11 protein-coding genes, 2 tRNA genes and 2 rRNA genes are annotated in these 20,789 nt (G+C 54.3%); all 15 read right to left on the bottom strand.

Translation table 11 applies throughout. The annotated features are described in order from the left end of the window. Positions 1 to 59: 59 nt before the first annotated feature. Positions 60 to 2,950, bottom strand: a 23S ribosomal RNA gene (locus tag AC2T4A_RS24805). A 229-nt stretch (positions 2,951 to 3,179) separates the two neighbouring features. Next, positions 3,180 to 3,255 (bottom strand) — tRNA-Ala (locus tag AC2T4A_RS24810). A 27-nt stretch (positions 3,256 to 3,282) separates the two neighbouring features. Then, positions 3,283 to 3,359, bottom strand: a tRNA-Ile gene (locus AC2T4A_RS24815). A gap of 64 nt (positions 3,360 to 3,423) precedes the next feature. Then, positions 3,424 to 4,960: ribosomal RNA gene (locus AC2T4A_RS24820) — 16S ribosomal RNA — on the bottom strand. Together the 16S and 23S rRNA genes with 2 tRNA genes alongside form the textbook arrangement of a ribosomal RNA operon. A 1,298-nt stretch (positions 4,961 to 6,258) precedes the next feature. After that, on the bottom strand, positions 6,259 to 8,178 hold the full coding sequence (locus tag AC2T4A_RS24825) for a hypothetical protein (protein WP_462194368.1): 1,920 nt from the start codon (positions 8,176 to 8,178) through the stop codon (positions 6,259 to 6,261). A 1-nt stretch (position 8,179) separates the two neighbouring features. After that, positions 8,180 to 10,534, bottom strand: coding sequence for a sensor histidine kinase (locus tag AC2T4A_RS24830; RefSeq protein WP_462194369.1), 2,355 nt, complete (start codon positions 10,532 to 10,534; stop codon positions 8,180 to 8,182). 27 nt (positions 10,535 to 10,561) lie between these two features. Then, positions 10,562 to 11,389, bottom strand: a complete 828-nt coding sequence (locus tag AC2T4A_RS24835; RefSeq protein ID WP_462194370.1) for a phosphoadenosine phosphosulfate reductase family protein — start codon at positions 11,387 to 11,389, stop codon at positions 10,562 to 10,564. After that, complete coding sequence (locus AC2T4A_RS24840; protein WP_486742037.1) at positions 11,367 to 14,828, bottom strand: hypothetical protein; 3,462 nt, start codon at positions 14,826 to 14,828, stop codon at positions 11,367 to 11,369. The genes AC2T4A_RS24835 and AC2T4A_RS24840 overlap by 23 nt, the downstream gene beginning before the upstream one ends. After that, positions 14,821 to 15,732 carry a DUF4007 family protein gene (locus AC2T4A_RS24845; RefSeq protein ID WP_023086095.1) on the bottom strand — a complete coding sequence of 304 codons (912 nt, stop codon included), beginning with the start codon at positions 15,730 to 15,732 and terminating at the stop codon, positions 14,821 to 14,823. The genes AC2T4A_RS24840 and AC2T4A_RS24845 overlap by 8 nt, the downstream gene beginning before the upstream one ends. Then, positions 15,729 to 15,935: a hypothetical protein gene (locus tag AC2T4A_RS24850; RefSeq protein WP_023086094.1), complete on the bottom strand. Its 207-nt coding sequence runs from the start codon at positions 15,933 to 15,935 to the stop codon at positions 15,729 to 15,731. Before AC2T4A_RS24850 ends, AC2T4A_RS24845 begins: the two co-directional genes overlap by 4 nt. A gap of 168 nt (positions 15,936 to 16,103) precedes the next feature. After that, entirely contained in the window at positions 16,104 to 17,381 is a 1,278-nt protein-coding gene (locus AC2T4A_RS24855; RefSeq protein ID WP_486742038.1) for a TraB/TrbI/VirB10 family type IV secretion system protein, read from the bottom strand. A gap of 2 nt (positions 17,382 to 17,383) precedes the next feature. Then, entirely contained in the window at positions 17,384 to 18,370 is a 987-nt protein-coding gene (trbG, locus tag AC2T4A_RS24860) for a P-type conjugative transfer protein TrbG (RefSeq protein ID WP_132625062.1), read from the bottom strand. After that, complete coding sequence (gene trbF / locus AC2T4A_RS24865; protein WP_132625064.1) at positions 18,367 to 19,071, bottom strand: conjugal transfer protein TrbF; 705 nt, start codon at positions 19,069 to 19,071, stop codon at positions 18,367 to 18,369. The genes trbG and trbF overlap by 4 nt, the downstream gene beginning before the upstream one ends. A gap of 12 nt (positions 19,072 to 19,083) precedes the next feature. Beyond that, positions 19,084 to 20,457 carry a P-type conjugative transfer protein TrbL gene (gene trbL / locus AC2T4A_RS24870; protein WP_486742039.1) on the bottom strand — a complete coding sequence of 458 codons (1,374 nt, stop codon included), beginning with the start codon at positions 20,455 to 20,457 and terminating at the stop codon, positions 19,084 to 19,086. Then, positions 20,454 to 20,783, bottom strand: coding sequence for a hypothetical protein (locus tag AC2T4A_RS24875; RefSeq protein ID WP_426733866.1), 330 nt, complete (start codon positions 20,781 to 20,783; stop codon positions 20,454 to 20,456). Before AC2T4A_RS24875 ends, trbL begins: the two co-directional genes overlap by 4 nt. Positions 20,784 to 20,789 lie beyond the last annotated feature (6 nt).

The raw sequence follows: 20,789 nt of genomic DNA on the forward strand, positions 1-20,789 counted from the left end.
CACGAACTTTCGGTTCGTTACGTCTTCACCGTACAACACGCAAATTGTTTGGGTGTTATATGGTCAAGCCTCACGGGCAATTAGTATCGGTTAGCTCAACGCCTCACAGCGCTTACACACCCGACCTATCAACGTCGTAGTCTTCGACGGCCCTTCAGGGGAATCAAGTTCCCAGTGAGATCTCATCTTGAGGCTAGTTTCCCGCTTAGATGCTTTCAGCGGTTATCTATTCCGAACATAGCTACCCGGCAATGCCACTGGCGTGACAACCGGAACACCAGAGGTTCGTCCACTCCGGTCCTCTCGTACTAGGAGCAGCCCCTCTCAAATCTCAAACGTCCACGGCAGATAGGGACCGAACTGTCTCACGACGTTCTAAACCCAGCTCGCGTACCACTTTAAATGGCGAACAGCCATACCCTTGGGACCGGCTTCAGCCCCAGGATGTGATGAGCCGACATCGAGGTGCCAAACACCGCCGTCGATATGAACTCTTGGGCGGTATCAGCCTGTTATCCCCGGAGTACCTTTTATCCGTTGAGCGATGGCCCTTCCATACAGAACCACCGGATCACTAAGACCTACTTTCGTACCTGCTCGACGTGTCTGTCTCGCAGTCAAGCGCGCTTTTGCCTTTATACTCTACGACCGATTTCCGACCGGTCTGAGCGCACCTTCGTACTCCTCCGTTACTCTTTAGGAGGAGACCGCCCCAGTCAAACTGCCCACCATACACTGTCCTCGATCCGGATAACGGACCAGAGTTAGAACCTCAAGCATGCCAGGGTGGTATTTCAAGGATGGCTCCACGCAGACTGGCGTCCACGCTTCAAAGCCTCCCACCTATCCTACACAAGCAGGCTCAAAGTCCAGTGCAAAGCTACAGTAAAGGTTCACGGGGTCTTTCCGTCTAGCCGCGGATACACTGCATCTTCACAGCGATTTCAATTTCACTGAGTCTCGGGTGGAGACAGCGCCGCCATCGTTACGCCATTCGTGCAGGTCGGAACTTACCCGACAAGGAATTTCGCTACCTTAGGACCGTTATAGTTACGGCCGCCGTTTACCGGGGCTTCGATCAAGAGCTTCGCTTTCGCTAACCCCATCAATTAACCTTCCGGCACCGGGCAGGCGTCACACCCTATACGTCCACTTTCGTGTTTGCAGAGTGCTGTGTTTTTAATAAACAGTCGCAGCGGCCTGGTATCTTCGACCGGCATGGGCTTACGGAGTAAATCCTTAACCCTCGCCGGCGCACCTTCTCCCGAAGTTACGGTGCCATTTTGCCTAGTTCCTTCACCCGAGTTCTCTCAAGCGCCTTGGTATTCTCTACCCAACCACCTGTGTCGGTTTGGGGTACGGTTCCTAGTTACCTGAAGCTTAGAAGCTTTTCCTGGAAGCATGGCATCAACCACTTCATCATCTGAAAGATGACTCGTCATCAGCTCTCGGCATTAAGATCCCGGATTTACCTAAGATCTCTGCCTACCACCTTAAACTTGGACAACCAACGCCAAGCTGGCCTAGCCTTCTCCGTCCCTCCATCGCAGTAACTAGAAGTACAGGAATATTAACCTGTTTCCCATCGACTACGCTCTTCAGCCTCGCCTTAGGGACCGACTAACCCTGCGTCGATTAACGTTGCGCAGGAACCCTTGGTCTTTCGGCGTGGGAGTTTTTCACTCCCATTGTCGTTACTCATGTCAGCATTCGCACTTCTGATACCTCCAGCAAGCTTCTCAACTCACCTTCACAGGCTTACAGAACGCTCCTCTACCGCGCATCTTGCGATGCACCCGTAGCTTCGGTGTATGGTTTGAGCCCCGTTACATCTTCCGCGCAGGCCGACTCGACTAGTGAGCTATTACGCTTTCTTTAAAGGGTGGCTGCTTCTAAGCCAACCTCCTAGCTGTCTAAGCCTTCCCACATCGTTTACCACTTAACCATAACTTTGGGACCTTAGCTGACGGTCTGGGTTGTTTCCCTTTTCACGACGGACGTTAGCACCCGCCGTGTGTCTCCCACGCTGACACTTCCAGGTATTCGGAGTTTGCATCGGTTTGGTAAGTCGGGATGACCCCCTAGCCGAAACAGTGCTCTACCCCCTGGAGTGATACGTGAGGCGCTACCTAAATAGCTTTCGAGGAGAACCAGCTATCTCCGAGCTTGATTAGCCTTTCACTCCGATCCACAAGTCATCCCCTACCTTTTCAACGGGAGTGGGTTCGGTCCTCCAGTCAGTGTTACCTAACCTTCAACCTGCTCATGGATAGATCGCCCGGTTTCGGGTCTATACCCAGCGACTAAAACGCCCTATTAAGACTCGCTTTCGCTACGCCTTCCCTATACGGTTAAGCTCGCCACTGAATATAAGTCGCTGACCCATTATACAAAAGGTACGCAGTCACCTAACAAGTAGGCTCCCACTGCTTGTACGCATACGGTTTCAGGTTCTATTTCACTCCCCTCTCCGGGGTTCTTTTCGCCTTTCCCTCACGGTACTGGTTCACTATCGGTCAGTCAGTAGTATTTAGCCTTGGAGGATGGTCCCCCCATATTCAGACAAAGTTTCTCGTGCTCCGTCCTACTCGATTTCACTTCAAAGAACCTTTCACATACGGGGCTATCACCCACTATGGCCGCACTTTCCAGAGCGTTCTGTTAGATTCAAAGAAGCTTAAGGGCTAATCCCCGTTCGCTCGCCACTACTAAGGGAATCTCGGTTGATTTCTTTTCCTCAGGGTACTTAGATGTTTCAGTTCCCCTGGTTCGCCTCTTACACCTATGTATTCAGTGCAAGATACCCAGGTTATCCCGGGTGGGTTTCCCCATTCAGAGATCTCCGGATCAAAGTCTGTTTGCCGACTCCCCGAAGCTTATCGCAGGCTACCACGTCTTTCATCGCCTCTGACTGCCAAGGCATCCACCGTATGCGCTTCTTCACTTGACCATATAACCCCAAGCAATCTGGTTATTGTCTCGAACGTGAAGACGACATTCGCCGAAAATTCGCGCTTGAACTCGCAAATTTTACCTTGACTTGAATAATCACCAGTGAAAGAGATTATTCAGTCTACTTCTATCACATACCCAAATTTTTAAAGAACAGTTCTGGCACAAAGACCAGACATCAATGTTCGTTCAACTTGAACATTCATGTCTGAGCTTTCGACGATTAATGGTGGAGCCAAGGAGGATCGAACTCCTGACCTCCTGCGTGCAAAGCAGGCGCTCTCCCAGCTGAGCTATGGCCCCATCGGATCAGCAGCACACCACAACAATTGGTGGGTCTGGGCAGATTCGAACTGCCGACCTCACCCTTATCAGGGGTGCGCTCTAACCAACTGAGCTACAGACCCAATCGTCTAACCAGTGAATCAAGCAATTCGTGTGGGAGCTTATGAAGAAGCTGAGATCTTCGATTAAGGAGGTGATCCAGCCGCAGGTTCCCCTACGGCTACCTTGTTACGACTTCACCCCAGTCATGAATCACTCCGTGGTAACCGTCCCCCTTGCGGTTAGACTAGCTACTTCTGGAGCAACCCACTCCCATGGTGTGACGGGCGGTGTGTACAAGGCCCGGGAACGTATTCACCGTGACATTCTGATTCACGATTACTAGCGATTCCGACTTCACGCAGTCGAGTTGCAGACTGCGATCCGGACTACGATCGGTTTTATGGGATTAGCTCCACCTCGCGGCTTGGCAACCCTCTGTACCGACCATTGTAGCACGTGTGTAGCCCTGGCCGTAAGGGCCATGATGACTTGACGTCATCCCCACCTTCCTCCGGTTTGTCACCGGCAGTCTCCTTAGAGTGCCCACCATAACGTGCTGGTAACTAAGGACAAGGGTTGCGCTCGTTACGGGACTTAACCCAACATCTCACGACACGAGCTGACGACAGCCATGCAGCACCTGTGTTCCGATTCCCGAAGGCACTCTCGCATCTCTGCAAGATTCCGGACATGTCAAGGCCAGGTAAGGTTCTTCGCGTTGCTTCGAATTAAACCACATGCTCCACCGCTTGTGCGGGCCCCCGTCAATTCATTTGAGTTTTAACCTTGCGGCCGTACTCCCCAGGCGGTCGACTTATCGCGTTAGCTGCGCCACTAAGATCTCAAGGATCCCAACGGCTAGTCGACATCGTTTACGGCGTGGACTACCAGGGTATCTAATCCTGTTTGCTCCCCACGCTTTCGCACCTCAGTGTCAGTATCAGTCCAGGTGGTCGCCTTCGCCACTGGTGTTCCTTCCTATATCTACGCATTTCACCGCTACACAGGAAATTCCACCACCCTCTACCGTACTCTAGTCAGGCAGTTATGGATGCAGTTCCCAGGTTGAGCCCGGGGATTTCACATCCATCTTACCAAACCACCTACGCGCGCTTTACGCCCAGTAATTCCGATTAACGCTTGCACCCTTCGTATTACCGCGGCTGCTGGCACGAAGTTAGCCGGTGCTTATTCTGTTGGTAACGTCAAAACAGCAAGGTATTAACTTACTGCCCTTCCTCCCAACTTAAAGTGCTTTACAATCCGAAGACCTTCTTCACACACGCGGCATGGCTGGATCAGGCTTTCGCCCATTGTCCAATATTCCCCACTGCTGCCTCCCGTAGGAGTCTGGACCGTGTCTCAGTTCCAGTGTGACTGATCATCCTCTCAGACCAGTTACGGATCGTCGCCTTGGTAGGCCTTTACCCCACCAACTAGCTAATCCGACCTAGGCTCATCTGATAGCGCAAGGCCCGAAGGTCCCCTGCTTTCTCCCGTAGGACGTATGCGGTATTAGCGTTCCTTTCGAAACGTTGTCCCCCACTACCAGGCAGATTCCTAGGCATTACTCACCCGTCCGCCGCTGAATCATGGAGCAAGCTCCACTCATCCGCTCGACTTGCATGTGTTAGGCCTGCCGCCAGCGTTCAATCTGAGCCATGATCAAACTCTTCAGTTCAATACTGCTTGGGTTTTGAGAAAACCCTAAACTTGGCTCAGCAATCGCATGCTCTATTTAAAGAGCTAAAACTCTCGAATTCACGAGTGTTACTTGCGTTGCTGATAATCAGTCGATCATCAGTCTTACATCACAAGCACCCACACGAATTGCTTGATTCAACTTGTTAAAGAGCAGTTGGTTAAGGCTTTCGTCTCAACCGAGGCGCGCATTCTACGCTAACCTCATCTTTCGTCAAGCTTTATTTTTCGAAAATTTCTTTTCTACTCAATCGCTTGTGCTTCAGTGAAGGAAACCTTCTCATCAGCGGGAGGCGCATTCTACAGCGATCAAACTCGCTGTCAACCACCTCGGCGATCTTCTTTTCAGCTCGCTGCCGGGCAGCCAATGAAAAGCGGCAAATGAACCACCTGCCTGACCACCACCCTCAACTTCGAATCTCTGTAAGTACTTGATTTTCAAGTTCTTTCAGCGCTTCGTCGCTGGGAGTGGTGCGCATTATAGGGAGTTTAAATGGGCCGTCAATGACTTTTTGCAGAAAGATGACAAAGGGTCTCTCCCCTCCTCCTTCTATATAGGAGCAGCACCGTCCCACAGCCGCGCCAGCCCAGGCGTATCAGCAACGACCATGCAACCGATTCGTGCCACCCATATAAAGGAGGCACCACTACCAACCTCCTCGCTTGATGACGATGCGTGGCGCCTCCCCCCCCCACCGCGCCTTCATGAGCTGGGCGGCCCCGCACCAGCGTCATCAAGTAGTAAGGCGAAACCTGAATCGATCGACAGGTCCCGACCACATCACTTACAGCGCAGAATAATTAGGCACCAAGGGATACGCCGCATTGGCGGGCGATCTAAGAATTTTTGCGGAAAGAGAAATGCAAAAAGGCCGATTCATTTCTGAACCAGCCTTTTAAATTTGGTCGGAACGGAGTGATTCGAACACTCTACCCCTTGCACCCCATGCCAGTGGTCGACCCCGTAACCCATTGATATTACTAGGATGATATAGGGCGCTCGCTGCAATCGATGCCCAACGATGGCGGACGATCTTCAATGATTTCCCGCAAAAGTCCCTGACCAAGTGGTGCTGACTCATCTGGACCATGAGCACACGGTCGCTCTTCAGGCAATTAGTCCCGCGCTCCATGCCGAGAAATCAGCCACTCACACCAGACGGCACGTCTATGCCATCTTCCTAATCCCAACATTAGGGCTTCAAGAGCTTATCAATATCCGAAAATCTAAAAGGACCGTCTCACGGCCTTTTAGATTTTCTGAAAACATGTCCGCTATTAACTCAATAGCACCTGAATAACTGCCCATGCCTCCTTAGCTTCGCCCGCTGGCTTATCCCCTCCAATAACAGAAACACCATGAATTGGTTTACAGTTAAATGAGACACCGTCTTTGACCAAAGCATTAATCAATGCTTCACCCCCATCCTTGCTCTGAGCTTCACGATCCTTGATCCACTTTGCCTCAAGACTGTTTGGATCAATATCACCCAGCCTATTGATCAAAACTTCTATGAAAGATTTTGGGAATACCGTCCGAACAGCGTCACTTCCTCCGCGGCTCGGAACAAAATAGCAAGTATTGTTATCTAGCCCCTCAACCTCCGTCCATTTCCCGGCCTTGTCACGCCACTTAACCTTGAAGGAAGCCATAACAGCCAGTGAAGGGGGCACAGGAACACCTACACGTCCAATATCACTTAGCAAATCCTGCTGAAGCTCTTGAGCATATACAGACTTTAGAGTTCCTATATAGCGGTACAGCTCAGAAGAAGCATTTTCTTGGGGAGCCGAAGCGCCAAACGGAATAGTTCTAAAAGACTTGAGATTCCACTTTATATTATAAGGCTTAGAGTCAATAACCAAATAATCCTTGATAGATGACTTAAGGCCATTAAGCCCCTTCAACTCTCCCGACACAACAAGTAGCTGAGTTGCAGTTCTAGACCCGTCTTTACGGCGCATCAAATCGCAGTCAGGATTCATTATCGCTATAACCGAGCTAGGCGTTGACACCTCGCCATTACCGACATATGCATCCACATAAATATCCCCCAACTTATAATTGGGCAGCACACTAACTCGCGACGATCTAACTCTGGCGCTATTGTATAGCTCGGCCACTCTTTCTGTAGCCCCATCAAAAGCACCTATGACAGTGTCGCAACCAGACTCCAAGTCCTTGGAATATTGGCAATCTTTCACGCCCAGATCAAAGTTACTACCGATCTTTTCAACCAACGCCTCACCCAGCAACCAATCAAGGTACTCAATAAGACTCAACCCCTCTTTCGCGAGGCGGAAGCGCACAAGATAGGCTAAATCGTTAAGACCTAACTCCTTCATTCCTTCTTGAAGATTATCCACCGCAGAGCGCGCGCTTTCTCCCCAAGTATTCAAAGAAACACTTAAAGATCGACCAAAAATATAACTACCAAAAAGCTCCAGCAATGAATCAAGAGCAAGCCTATCAATAGTTAAACTATCATTCTCAAGAGAAACCTCGCCCTTATGAACAAATGCAAAGCGACTTGCAAAAAGATGGCCTTTTTCAAGCCTTGCACTAGTCCTGTACCGTTCGGACTCCTGCCTAGCCTGATCGTGAGAAGACATTAAGATTATAGCAGGAGCGACTCTTGCACTCTTAAATATTGAATTCAATCGATCAAGTGAGTTGTGAATCGCCTGGGCGCCTTTCGCGCCCACTGCATTCTCTGTTGCTGACAAGCTAGGATCCAAGTAGTAGTCAGCAAAAACAACTTCCGGCTCCCCATCGAACTCAATGACATTTGCAACAGAGCCAATACGAGTAACCTTAACACCCGCCAATTTATTAATTAAGGTAAGAATAGGCTTAAGTGCTTCGAGATTACCGCCCTTCTTACCAGTAAAGAACTCGAAAGGGTCAAATCGACTATCAAAAGTCTCTGTATACCTCAGATATATCTTGCCAATCACATCTAGGAGCGCATCTTCATCATCATGCTCCGATCGTAAGAACGCGCAAGCGGAAGTAAGGTCACCGTCGGATACACCTACTTCCTTAGCAACCGTATTTCCCATTGCTGAATCAAAGAATTCCAGCCAGCTACCATACTCATCCTGGGCAACAGGGGGAATATCAAACACGTCATCCATGACAGCAATATGATTAACGCCACTTGCTGCTACGGCACTAGCAATACGTTCAAAACTCATATCATTTAACCTTCATATCCAAAATGAAGTTATTAAGACGCCCAGCACGAGATAAACCGATGGAATTCTCTAAAAACAAATCCCACCCATGGTATCTAGCAAGCTCACTTGATATATAAAGCCCCAGCCCCCGCCCCTGCCCCACAGGCTTAGAAGTAATAAAAGGCTGAAATATTATTTCACGTCGCTCTGGAGCCACACCTGGACCATTATCCAAGATCGACAGCCCCCCATCAGCCACAGTTACACTTATTTTCGGAGCGAATCCTTTTTGATACTTCACCTGCTGCTTTAACCAATAGACTGAATTTGCAATCAGATTCTCAACAATCTGAATCACCATCCCTTTCACAGCCTTTATAGGCTTCTGCCCTTCCTCAACCGAAAAATCGAGGAAAATATTATGGCGATCGAACTGGGCCGCATGATTATCAATGCACTGCTGCACGACCTCACTCAAATAAAACTGACTCTTAACCTGCCTTTTCTCCCCTGAAAGCTCATCAAAGGCAGAAATCCGTTTCTGCAAAGTCTTTAACTGATCCTCCAAAGACTGGAGAACTGACTGAGAGGGAAGTTTCTTTGTTCTAGATAATTCCAATACCGCATGATCTACCACTCGATCTAACTCGTGGAAGATAAACTCAGTCATAAGACCTATCCCCGCAAGATGAACGAATTTCTCTCGATCTTTGGCAGCCTGATCCAGCACAGACTCTGTTTTGTTCGCTACCAGAGTGCACTGCCTAACCAGGTCAGTTACTTTACGCCGTATATCATTGGAAACTGTTAGCCCCGCCTTGCCACTAACCATCTCAAATTTATCAATAGCCTGATAAACCCTTAGCTCTGCATCGCGGTAATCAGTAACAAGATGCTCCGCCTCTCGGCGAGCCAACAACTCTTCTTCATCAGCATCATTTATCAGCTCGCGCAACTCTGAATGCAAAAGCCACATCAGAACCTTACGCAAAGCTGTAGTGGACGGCGTCTCGATTAAGCCTTCACGATTGGTTTGCTCGCTAAACGAGGTATGAGGTGCAACAACCTTTACAAACCCGATTACCTGTTGACGATTTAGCTTAAATCCAGATTGGCCAAACGCATTCTTGTCAAGTTCAAGCCAATCATCTTCTGCATCACCGTAGGGCAGAATTCGATAGCCATATCGGTACAGCATGGGACCGCCAGACCACTTTCGAATCTCATCCCTTGTTCCTTGGACGGATTCTGTCAACTCATCGACAGCCTCTACGACACGCCGGTTATACCAGTAAACCTCGACCTCTACCGGACCCAAATCTCTCAAAGCCTTAGGAGAAATAGGAACCACAGCATTACTTGCATGCCCAGTCTTACCCCTTCGCTTTTGCGTCGACTGAGCAAGAGAATATATCTCAACTCCACGCTGATTTATTACTCTCCCTTTATCACGCAGCCGATAGAAGATGTCTCCCTCAAGCCTGGGCTCTTCGCCTTCAAAGAACAGCTTGGCTTTGCAATAAGCATGGGCTGACTCGAGAAGCTTTTGGGGAATTGAAGGTATCATGACCCGCGAGCCATTATGCTTCACATGTAAAAGAGAGTTTGCCTTTCCTGGTGTAAATGGATCGATTAACCTTGAAATGCTACCCTGAAAAAGATTCGAAAATTTATCCCATGACCAATCACTGGAAAGATCCGATATAACAATTCTCGTTCCTTGAGCAGAGATGTCATCTTTAAGCTCTCCACTACTAAGGGCAACTGGCAAATCATCCAGATCCAAATCCGAGTCATGAGTGATCAATCCCCAATCAATGCTCAGCAAATTCCAAGACCGCTCACCATTCCTAGTGGATATAACCTGAAGGTGATTACCCAGCCGCATTGCTGAAAGCCTACCTACGCCTTTATCTCCTAGGTAAGCAGCTCCTTTTATATTCTCCCCCCTCCTAGAGCGAGTTCCTACTGTTAGGAAAATCTCATCCAACTCCTCAAGTGACATTCCATGTCCTTGATCAGCAATCTCAATATAGTTATGTCGTTTATAAGCCTGACGTAAAGACGATTCAAACTCGTAGGCATCTAAACAAGACAACTCACTAAAAAATGCCTGTCGCGTTGACACTAACGAACTCGGAACCACGCTATGATGTAAAAAGGAAACAATGTCATCTATTTCCTCTCCATCTAATATTTTCTCGAGCGCCTGAGAATATGCATCCCTACCTATTACTATCGAGCATTCGATAGATATGGAAGGGGACCCCGCATCAATCCCGTTCTTGATCAACTCATACAGGGCAACATGATCGGAGCTTATTAATTCCCGCCCGAGCTCGAGTAAAGTTCTTGCTGCAAATCTGAATGCCAAAATCAATCTCCCTTGAGTTCAGCTATCTCAAAGCTGACAGACCAAACAACCTTGGTCATCATCATCCTCTGGTGCCTCAATCGAGTCATGCTCAGAAAAAACAGCTATTAGCGTAGAGTTATCTTTTCTTTGCGCCATACGCTCGACACGCAATGCGTGATCACGCTTGATTTGTGCCATCCGCTCAGGGCGCTCGAGCTCTGCCAAGCTTTCCCCCTGACTCCATGTAAAGAAGTTTCCAGTCTTCTCGAACGGTACTTCGTACTCCTTGGCTTTCTCATAGAGATCGGGGTGGGTTTCTTTTAAGCGAACCCACTCGATCTTCTGCTGATAAAAGCAAAAGAAGCAGCCGGAACGTGTACGCCCCCATTTGGTATAGGGGGGCATCCCTACACCAGATGTCCGTAGAATTTCTTCAATGTCTCGTAGAATCAGGCCGTCCTCTTGGAAAGGATAGACAGCCTTAATATTGGTCTTATGGCTGATATAACCCGAGCGATTCTCGTCTGCACGGAGGCCTACATAATTCACCACCGGCTGATCACCGCAGTAGTCCTCAAACGGCTTCAGCTTCAGCATCTTGGTACACCAACGACGGTGGTTCGATGGAATCATTCCACCGTACATGGTGTACCAATGGTCGAACCCCAGATCTGCATTGAGGCGGTGTAGAGGCTTGCCTAGATAGTTCTCCAAACGCTGCAGGTAGTCATAGGTCTCTGGTAGCTCTTTACCCGTGTCACTGAATATGTATTCCATCTCAGGCACACGATCGCGCATGTAAATTGCTAATGCAGCGCTGTCCTTCCCCCCCGAGAGGCTGAGGATGTGCCTAACCTGCGGTTCGTTGCTCATTAGTCAGCTCTTCCTCGTTATTCGCATTAGAGCCTTGCTGCACTTGCAACAGAGCTTGGGCAAGGGCGGATGCCACTTTATCCAGATTGCCACCTACCTGTTTGGTAAGGTCACGAAGCAGATCATCTGCTACTTGCTTCGTCTCCTGATCAGAAGTCAGTAGCATTGCAGCCTCTTCGCCACTCGGCAGCGTCAGGGTAACGCCCACAAAACGCTGCGCTTGGCGCTCAAAGTCACCTCGGGACATCGCCACACGCAGCCAACGTTTGTAGCGTCCGCAGAGATCTTGCACCCTATTCGCAAACTGAGGCGCCTGTGCGTCTGTCCAAATATCCAGGGGTCGGTGTGCGACCACACTTGCGATCGAATCCAACCACTTGTCATCAGTGAGCGTGATATCAGCACAGCGCATGATGAACGCTTTCAGATCCGCATCTGCCAGGGAGCGAGCCGCATCGGCGCACTCTTCCTGCAGTTGTGTACGCAAGGTTTTGAGAGGCCCAGTAATCGCAAATGCCTGGGCCATCGAAAGGCTTACCTCATCCTGGAGACGTCTAAATGCCAAACCCAGCTCAGTCAGCGAATCTGTCAGTAAGGTGACAAAGTCCACTCCCTCCTTGCCTTTCACACCCGTTAGCACGCGTGGAATGTCTTGAGCGAGCAGAGCGACTGGATCAGTAGCCCGCTTAATAACATCCCTGAATGCTTTGGTCTGAGCGGACAGGCGTAACGTTTCCTGCGAGTACTGGGGTAACTGCATGTACCAGCGAATTAGCCCTCGAGTGACGTCAAGATACGAGGAGTCCAGGCTGACTTGAACACCCACAGCACCCAGTGCCGTTGCATAGTCTTGAATCAGTGCCTTGCGCTCAACCGCAGCAAACCGCCTGAATGTGAACGTCTGTGGGCTTCGGAACATCCGCTGCATGTGATCAGACGTCAGCTCCAGAACCAGGCTGCCGCGTTCAAAGATCGCGCAGAACTCTCTGTTTAGCAGCAGATAGACCACACACCATATGGAGGCAGGGCCGTTGCGTACGCCTAATGGCGGCTGAGCAAGCCTACTTATTACATCAGCAAAGCTGACCGGCTTGTCCGTCTTGAGCAGGGCATCGAGCTCCAGCCAAACCTTTCTAACCCCAGCGTCAGAATCCTTGTCAGGGGCGGCTAAAGACCAATGGGCACCTGTCTTCCTATGCAATCTTGTGGACTGCAAGAGCGAGACATACAGCAGGCGCTCAGGCGGGAAGTCGGTAATTCCAAGCAGCTCCTCGCTGCCGTTTTTATCAAGCAGTTCAAACAAACGCTGTCGCGCGGCCGTGATTGCCGACGAGGGTTTGTCCTTATTGATCAACTCGTTGTTGATCGTGGGAGCGGACTTGAACACGGTATCAAAAAGCCAAGACGCGGCTTGACTGAGATTCATCGACTCACTGCCCTGGATTTCTTTCCCCAGATACCAGTAAGTCATCGCCGAACTGTCCTTCGCTTGGCGGTTCAGCAGAGCAAGAACGAGGCGAGAAACCTCTTCTCTCGATTTGGCTAACTGTGTTTCCACATGACGTTCAGTCCAAGGATCAAGGAAGCGGCTCTTCACCTGGTCATGCACCATGACCCAGCGCGAGTATTCCACCAACGCACTGCGCTCTCGAGCCCCCACGTGCACTATTGCCGTAAGAGTCAAAACGTCCGCTGCCGCACCAACGACCGTGCTTGCCGATGCGATCTGATCAGAAGATGCTGAATCCACAAACATCAACCCGATGCAACCATCGTGCTGGCCATAGTTACCGATGGCCTGGTTGACCGTGTCTGGGGTACCAGCTATTACTCTCACTGAACGGAGAGTACCGGTCTGCTGATAGTGGCGACTTGCGATAACACTCCGCTCAGCCAAAGCGTAAGAGATCCCGCTGAACATCAGCTCGTCGTCGGACCGCTTCTTAGTCTCTTGGTAAAGCGCTTCGATGTTGACTGCTTGGTTCATCGCAAAGACATAGTCTCTGCTGGCCTGCCTGCTTTGCAGAATGGTTCTGCGCTCAAGATCGGCCAAAGCGGAGGCTATCTGCTCTACTTCGCCGCTCGCCCCCATCAAAGCAAAGCCCAGAGTTTCAGGCGACGCAACGATATGAAGAGACGGAGCAACCAGCTCGATGACGGCGATTGCCTTGAGCAGTTCGACCTGAAGCGCCGTCAAATCTGCATCACTGCGCTCAATCACCGAGCGGGCATACTCCCAGCGGCGCTCAGCCTCCAGATCACGGAAGCGCAATCCGATACCTGTCGTGAGGTAGTCGAAAAGCTCCTGAAGCCCATACCAAGCATCTGTATGAACCGGCGAACGTCCAGCGTAGTCGCGCAGAGCACCTATTTCATGCCCGCGCATAAACGCATGGAAGGAACGCTCGCTCTGACCAAAGCGTTTGGATATTACGGCTAATGCGGCCAAAGCCGTCGGGTGCAGAGGATAAAGAGCCTCTGCCCGAGCGAACAAATCACTCTCCGCTGAGTGACGGAAAAACTTAAAGCCAATGCTGAGTTGGTAAATCTCCCGAGCCTTTTGCTGAATCGCGCGAGACTCGGTAATGGCTGGCCCAGCACCAAGCGCATGCATGGCGAAATGAGCGTAACGCTCAACCGGCTCATCGAACGGCACATCGTCAAAGCGAGCCGATACCTTGTGCCATTCGTCCGAGAGACTCCTACCGACGCCCTTTGCATATGCGTCGAAGTGCTGATGCAACATGGTCAGGACCAGCAAGCCATCATCCATAGGATGGGAGGCTGTCTCCGCGATTTGCTGAAGCGATATCAAGTCGCCTGCTTCGGGGTAGAGAGCTGCATGCTCGACGAACTTACCAAGCTCGTCGATCAGGAGCAGCACGCCGCTGTGACCAGCGGATCGAGTGACCGCAACGAAATCACTCAACAAGCTGCCTGCTGCGGCGTTGAACGGGAGATCACGATAGGTTTGACTTTTCAGATCCAGCTGGCGCTTCAGCTCTTTCGCGAGCCGACTGCTCGGTAAGTATTCCAGCGCATCGATCACCGATTGAGCCAGGGCGTCGCCAAGTGAAGAGCGCGACCCCGTGATGGCCAGCGCAAAGCGATTCTGCTCCTGCGGGAACAACCCAGCGGTCTCAAGAGAAGCCGATTCGAGCTGCTTATAGATGGCCTGCGAGCTTTCCTTGCCCTCCAGTAAACGAGCCAACAGCAAGCCCAATGCGGACTTACCGCTGCCGTACGGGCCGATCACCTTCCAGGCACGCTGGACGCTTCCGGCCTTTAATGCTCCACCTATCTGGCGCAGCACTGTCAGCACCGCCGGAGTAATGAGATAGCTGTCCAGGGACTCTGGGGAACGCAGGTCTCGGCTAAGAGAGATAGAACGCAGAAACTTCGAGTCTAACTCGAGATGGTTTATCAAAAACTCAGACATTCAATTCTTCCCCGGCTTCCCACAAGCATGCCGCCCACTCTGGCACTAATACAGGCTCAAGAATCACTTGCTGAGTATCAGCAGTGTCAACAAAGCGCAAAACGTTAGGAAATTCCTGCTCCACCCCCTCCAGAAGAGCACGCACCTGAAATTCGTCTAGTCGGAAAACAACACCCGGGCTGAACTCTCCGTAAATGAGATCAGTCAGGTTGCGGGTAACCGCGCAATGACGTGCAAAGAAATCCAACACTGCAAACAAGAAAATTCGAGGCGATAGACCCGAAGGGGCATTTCTGCCGACGAGATACACGGTCTTCCCATCATCAGCAGTCGCCTCCTCAAAGAGGCCAAGATCTTGCAGTGGGCACCAGGAGGTATCGTCTGAAGCGGACTCTTCGCGTTTATAAGAATTTAGAAAAATACTGGCATGCTGTTCTAACGTTGTGGCAGCAAGCTTTTTGCCGAGTTTTCCGGCGCGATCCGTCAATCCTGCGATAAGGGTTTTACGATCAAAGCGCGAGTAGGTGCTCTTGCCGAAAACAAGGCTCCAAACGGCAACGTCGGCATGCGTCGTGATCCACCAATGCAGCAGCCAAAGCGAGTCAGGCTGCTCAAGGAATCGGTCCCATCCATCATCACTAGAAAGCAAGAGCCGCCCCAACGGACCAGATTGAAAGCCTCCCGCATCCCGGGCCTCGACGATCCCGAATGCCTCTCCCCAAAACTGCACCGACTTAACCATATTACGGCCGATGCCCAAGGTGATGGTTGCTTGAGCCTCATCCTTTAGCACCAACGGATCACTGGAAATGGCATTATGCAGCTTAGGGAGCCAGCCGTAGCGGCACACGAAAGACTCATGCCCCGAATAACGCTCCTCTCGGCGAAGTGCTCCCGCGATCATGCGCTCCTCCCTGATGACAGCTTGTCCGATACCAGCTGATCGGCCTGCTGGGCTGCAGGCTCGATGATGATACGTTTAGTCGCGGCATCGAAATAGATGTCGACCTGATCCCCCTCTTCTAGCCCAGCATTCCTTAGCAGCTGCTCACTGAGCGCCACGCGCCCCAGTTTCTGAATCCTACGGGTGTCGAACAAAACCTTCATCCTACGTGCTCCAAGCCTAAATTCAGGCCTCATTGATACTCGCAGAATACTTGAACTTGAGCATTTTTATCAGTTTTTTTGCCACATATCTTGAGGTGCTTTTGTCCAAATAATCAGTTGGTTACGCCCCCTCAGGCAGCCGTTCCATCCGAAGTTTGCGTGTTCCATTCATCGTGAAGCTTCCCGATTGAGGAACAATGGTTGATATGGCCGGAGCACCAGATCCCGGTTGACGATGATTCGCACCGGCAAGCCAGGACGCTCAGTCAACGTAGGCTGGATGTTCATGTTGCGCCGAGTCATCTCCTGTCCGACCTGATTCACACTGTCCTGCAGGTCGTCACGGCCGGCGATGATGATGCGATCACCATCCTGGCGGTTCTCCGGCGCGGCCAGTTCGGCGCCGACGCCCAACAGCGTCGTCAACGCAGCACCGGCAAAGACGCGATCCCAGTGCCAATCCACGCCATCCTCCAGACCGGCATAGCCAGCCGGATCGGTGCCCACGAGGTTGTCCAGCGTCAGCGAGGATGTGTCCGGCAGGATGATGCGATTCCACACCACCTGCACGCGGCTCTGCCCGTAGCTGACCTGGCTGTTATAGCGGCCGAGGATGCGTGAGCCCTGCGGGATCAGCAGGTGCTTGCCGGTCGCCGTGTCGTAGACCGGTTCCGTCACGGTGCCGATCACGTCACCCGGAAGATCCGACTTGATGCCCGTCACCAGCGCGCCGGCGATCACCGTACCCGCCATGACTTGGTACGGCGACGCCGGTAGCTGCAGGTTCCCGGAATTGCGGGTTTCCTTAGTGCCAGCTTGACGGAATGCCTCTTTCTGCTCCTGCCGGTTCTGCACAGCCGTTGGATCAAGGGGCTGTGCCGCCGTCGAGGCGGGACCGGCGGCCTGCGGGTCGAAGCCCGCCAGTGTTGCTGTATCAGCAGCAGGCTGTGCAGGCTCAGCCACCTCCGGGCGCTGGCTGCCTGTGCTGAAGAACACCGACGAGGCGGCCGCTTCCTCGGCCTCCTTGAGCCGCGCCAGCCGCTCAGCCTCGGCGGTATCGTGTCCGGGGGGCGTGTAGCTGAGTGTCGCGGGTCGCTGCGACTGCACGATGGCAGGGCCAAGGTCGCCCGGTAGCGGCGGCCCCAGTTCGGGCTGAGGCGGCGGCAGCTTGGAGTAGTCCGAGGGCAGCCGATCGAGCCCTTCGGAACGCGAAACCCGGTCGACGTTGTACAGCTCGGCCGGATCATTGCCACTCCGGGGCTTCGACGGCTGCAAGGACCAGATGGTGGCTCCCAGCACCGCGGCGGAGAGCCCACCGGCAAGCATGCCCAGGGTACGTCGATTCAACCGCGCGACCGGGCGTGGCTGAGCGCGGAGCGCGACTGTTTCGGGCGAGACCTTGCCGGCCGGCGGAGCGACCAGATCGGGGGTATCGTCCTGGCTCATGCTCAGTTCCCCCGCGCCACGCCATCCGTGCGCTCGATGCGCACCACGTTGCCCTTGTCACCGCCCAGGCGCAGCTCGGCCGCGCCGAACAGCCGATCCACGATGTAGTACGGTGGGCGGAAGCGGTAATTGACCAGTTGCCCATCGCCCTGTGCGCCAATCACAAACAGCGGTGGCAGCTCACCTTGGGCGATTCCGGTGGGAAACTGGATGTAAACCTTCTCGCCATCATCGAAAGCACGCAGAGGCTGCCACGGCGGCTTGCTACCGCTGATCGCGTAGCGGAAGCGGATCTTCTCCAGCGAAAGGCCGGTATCGACCGGAGCACTCGCCTGTGCGGCCTGCGCCTGGCGCTGCAACGCCAGCATCCGATCCTTCGGGTAGTCCCAGGATACCGAAGCCATCCAGGCTTTCTCGGTCGAGGTCAGCTCAATCAGGTAGGTGCGCCGGCTGGTGGTGATGACCAGGTTAGTCTTCAGATCCGAGCGGATCGGCTTGACCAGCACGTTGACGCGCAACGTATCGCCAGCGCCGCTGGATGTATCGCCGACGATCCAGCGCACCGTGTCACCAGCAGCCACCGTCACCAGCTCCTCGCCGGCCTGCAGCGCGATCACGGTCACCCGCCCCGGCGCGGCATAGACTTGGTACAGCGCGCCGTCGCTGTAGGGCCAGACCTGGATCGCATTGACGTAACCCTCACGGGTGGGCGCCACCCTCGCCTCCTGGTTCGCACGCGATACCCTCACCTTCTCGTCGGCCGGCTCCGGGGCAGGACCGGCCTCGCCCGGCAATGGCTTCATCTGCCCTGGCATCGGTAGCACCTTCGGCACCGCCACCACTTCCAATGGCTTCGGCGGCTCGGGCAACGGCTGCGCCTGTACCGGCTCGTCGAGCGAGATGCGCGGCGGTGGCTTGCCCTGGCTGGAGCAGCCAGCCAAGGCCAGCAGGACCAGGGGGAACGCGGACTTACGGAAGGACAGGTTCATGGCTTGGCTCCTTCGGACGTATCGAGCTCGCGGCTCCACGACAGCCCGTTGACGTAGATACCCAAGGGGTTCTTGCGCAGTCGCTGCTCGGTGCGCGGGGTTTGCAGGACAGTGGAGATCACCGCGTTCCAGCGCTCGGTGCCGGCTGGTGCGCCGTTGACGAAGCGTTGCTCCGTCCAGCGCACGTTGAAGGAGGCCTCGCTGGCCCGCACGACGCTGCTGACCTGCACCGTCACCGACTCCTTGCCGACACGGGCGAATGGATCGTTAGTGCGCGCGTAGTCGTTGAGTACGGCCGCGCCACGGTCGGTGGTGTAGTCGTAGGCGTCGAGCCAGTTCTGCCGCACCACGATCGGGTCGATGGACAGCGAACGCACCAGTGTGACGAAGCGCGCCAGGTGATAGGCGACCTGTGCATCGGCTGGCCGATAGGGTGTGGCGGCCTCGCCGACCGCGCGCACCTGGCCGGTCCTGTCCACCTCCACCACGTAGGGCGTGACGATGGACTGCGCCGAGCGCCAGACCAGGCCGCCCGCCATCAGCAGCGCGAGCAGCAGGCAGCCGAAGGCCATCAGGCGCCAGCTCTTCGCCTGCACGCGAGCCGAGCCGATGCGCTCGTCCCATGCCTGAGCGGCAGCCTGGTACGGGGTGGCGGGTTGCGGCGTCTCGGCGTAACGCACTCGCGGTCGTTTGAAGCGCATGCCTCGCCCTCCTTATGAATCCGAATCCCGCAGGCTCGGGCCACTGCCCGAGCCGCCGCCGTCGCCACCGCGCAGTGTGTGCGCGATAGTGGTGGCGGCATGGCTGATCTGCTGACGCCTCTGCAGGCGCCTGGCCCAGGCAGGCTGCGCCGTTGCCGCGGGGGTAGCGTCGACGGACTCGCCCTGGGTCGCATTGCCCTGAATGCCCCTGCCGGCGCCAGAAGTGGCACCGGCCCCATCCGCTTGGAAGGCGGAAGCCGCACGAGGCTTGAGTGAACGCATACCGGCGGCGACCCTCTGTCCCGCAGCCTGCGTGCTGGCCTTGGCAACGCTGCCCAAGCCGGCTGCGGCGCCCTTGAGGCCACCACCGGCAGCGGAAGATCCGAGTTGGAATGCGGCACGCGCACTGCTAGCTGTCGAGGTGGCGGCACGCACGCCACTGCCAGCCATCCTGGTGGCGGCCGGCGCCATACGCGCCCCGGCCGAAACCGCAGCACCGACACCCGTTGCAGCGGCACCGACGGCGACAGCCGTACCCGCCGCGCCGAGTGCGGCGCCCGCCATCGCCCCCGCCCCTAGCTGCGGGCCACCGGAAATCAGTCCGACGGCGATCCCTGGACCGAAGATACCCAGCGCGAGCAACGCCAGCGAGGCCAGCATGACCACCAGTGCGTGGTCGATGGAGGGCTCGTTGGGATGTACTTGGAACTCGGCGAACAGCCCCGTCCCGATGCCGACGATCACCGCCAGCACCAGCACCTTGACGCCGGAGGACACCACGTTGCCCAGCACCTTCTCGGCCAGGAACGCGGTCTTGTTCCATAGCGCGAAGGGCACCAGCACGAATCCCGCGAGCGTGGTCAGCTTGAACTCGATCAGGGTGATGAACAGCTGCACCGCCAGCACGAAGAAGCAGACGATGACCACCAGGTAGGCCAGGAACAGGATGACGATAGGGTCGAGGTTGACGAACACCTCGGGGAAGCCGGTCAGTTCGCCGATCTGCTCCAGGATCGGCGCGCCGGCGTCGATGCCAGTTTTCGCCAGCCGCCCCGGCTGCAGGAACGTCTCCATGCTGAGCGTGCCGGTCGCCGTCAGGCCCAGCCCGGCGAAGGAGCGGAAGACGATGCCGGCCAGCCAGTTGAAGTTGCCGATGATGTAGGCAAAGGCACCGACGTAGAGCACCTTGCGGATCAGCTTCGCCATCACGTCCTCGCCCTGGCCGGTGGCGTGACCGAGCGACCAGTAGAGCCCAGCAATCGTCATATCGATCGCTATAAGCGTGGCGGTCAGGTAGGCGACTTCCCCTTGCAGCAGCCCGAATCCCGAGTCGATGTAGCGCGAGAAGGTATCGAGGAAGCGGTCGATGACCGTGACATCGTTCATGGTGCGTCCTCCTTGACGACAACCAGCCGCACACCGCTTTCGGCCACCTCGTCGCCAGGCTCATCGAAGGTCGGTGGAACCGGCGGTAACGCGTCCAGAACAACGTACTCGTCCGGGCCGGAGTGGCCGGCGAAGAAGCGGCGCCGGTACGCCTCGGCGGCGGCCCTACAGATACCCTCGCCCACCGCCTGCCAGTTGGCCGAACACTCCGCACGCAGCGCCTTGAGCCGCGCGGGATTGGCGGCCAGCGTCTCGGCCAAATCCTCGCAGGGCGACCGACCGCAAGCCGCCAGCAAGGCAACCGAGAGCACGAGAACGCTACGCATGGCGGC

Source organism: Pseudomonas sp. PVC-3-1 (genome assembly GCF_057444315.1).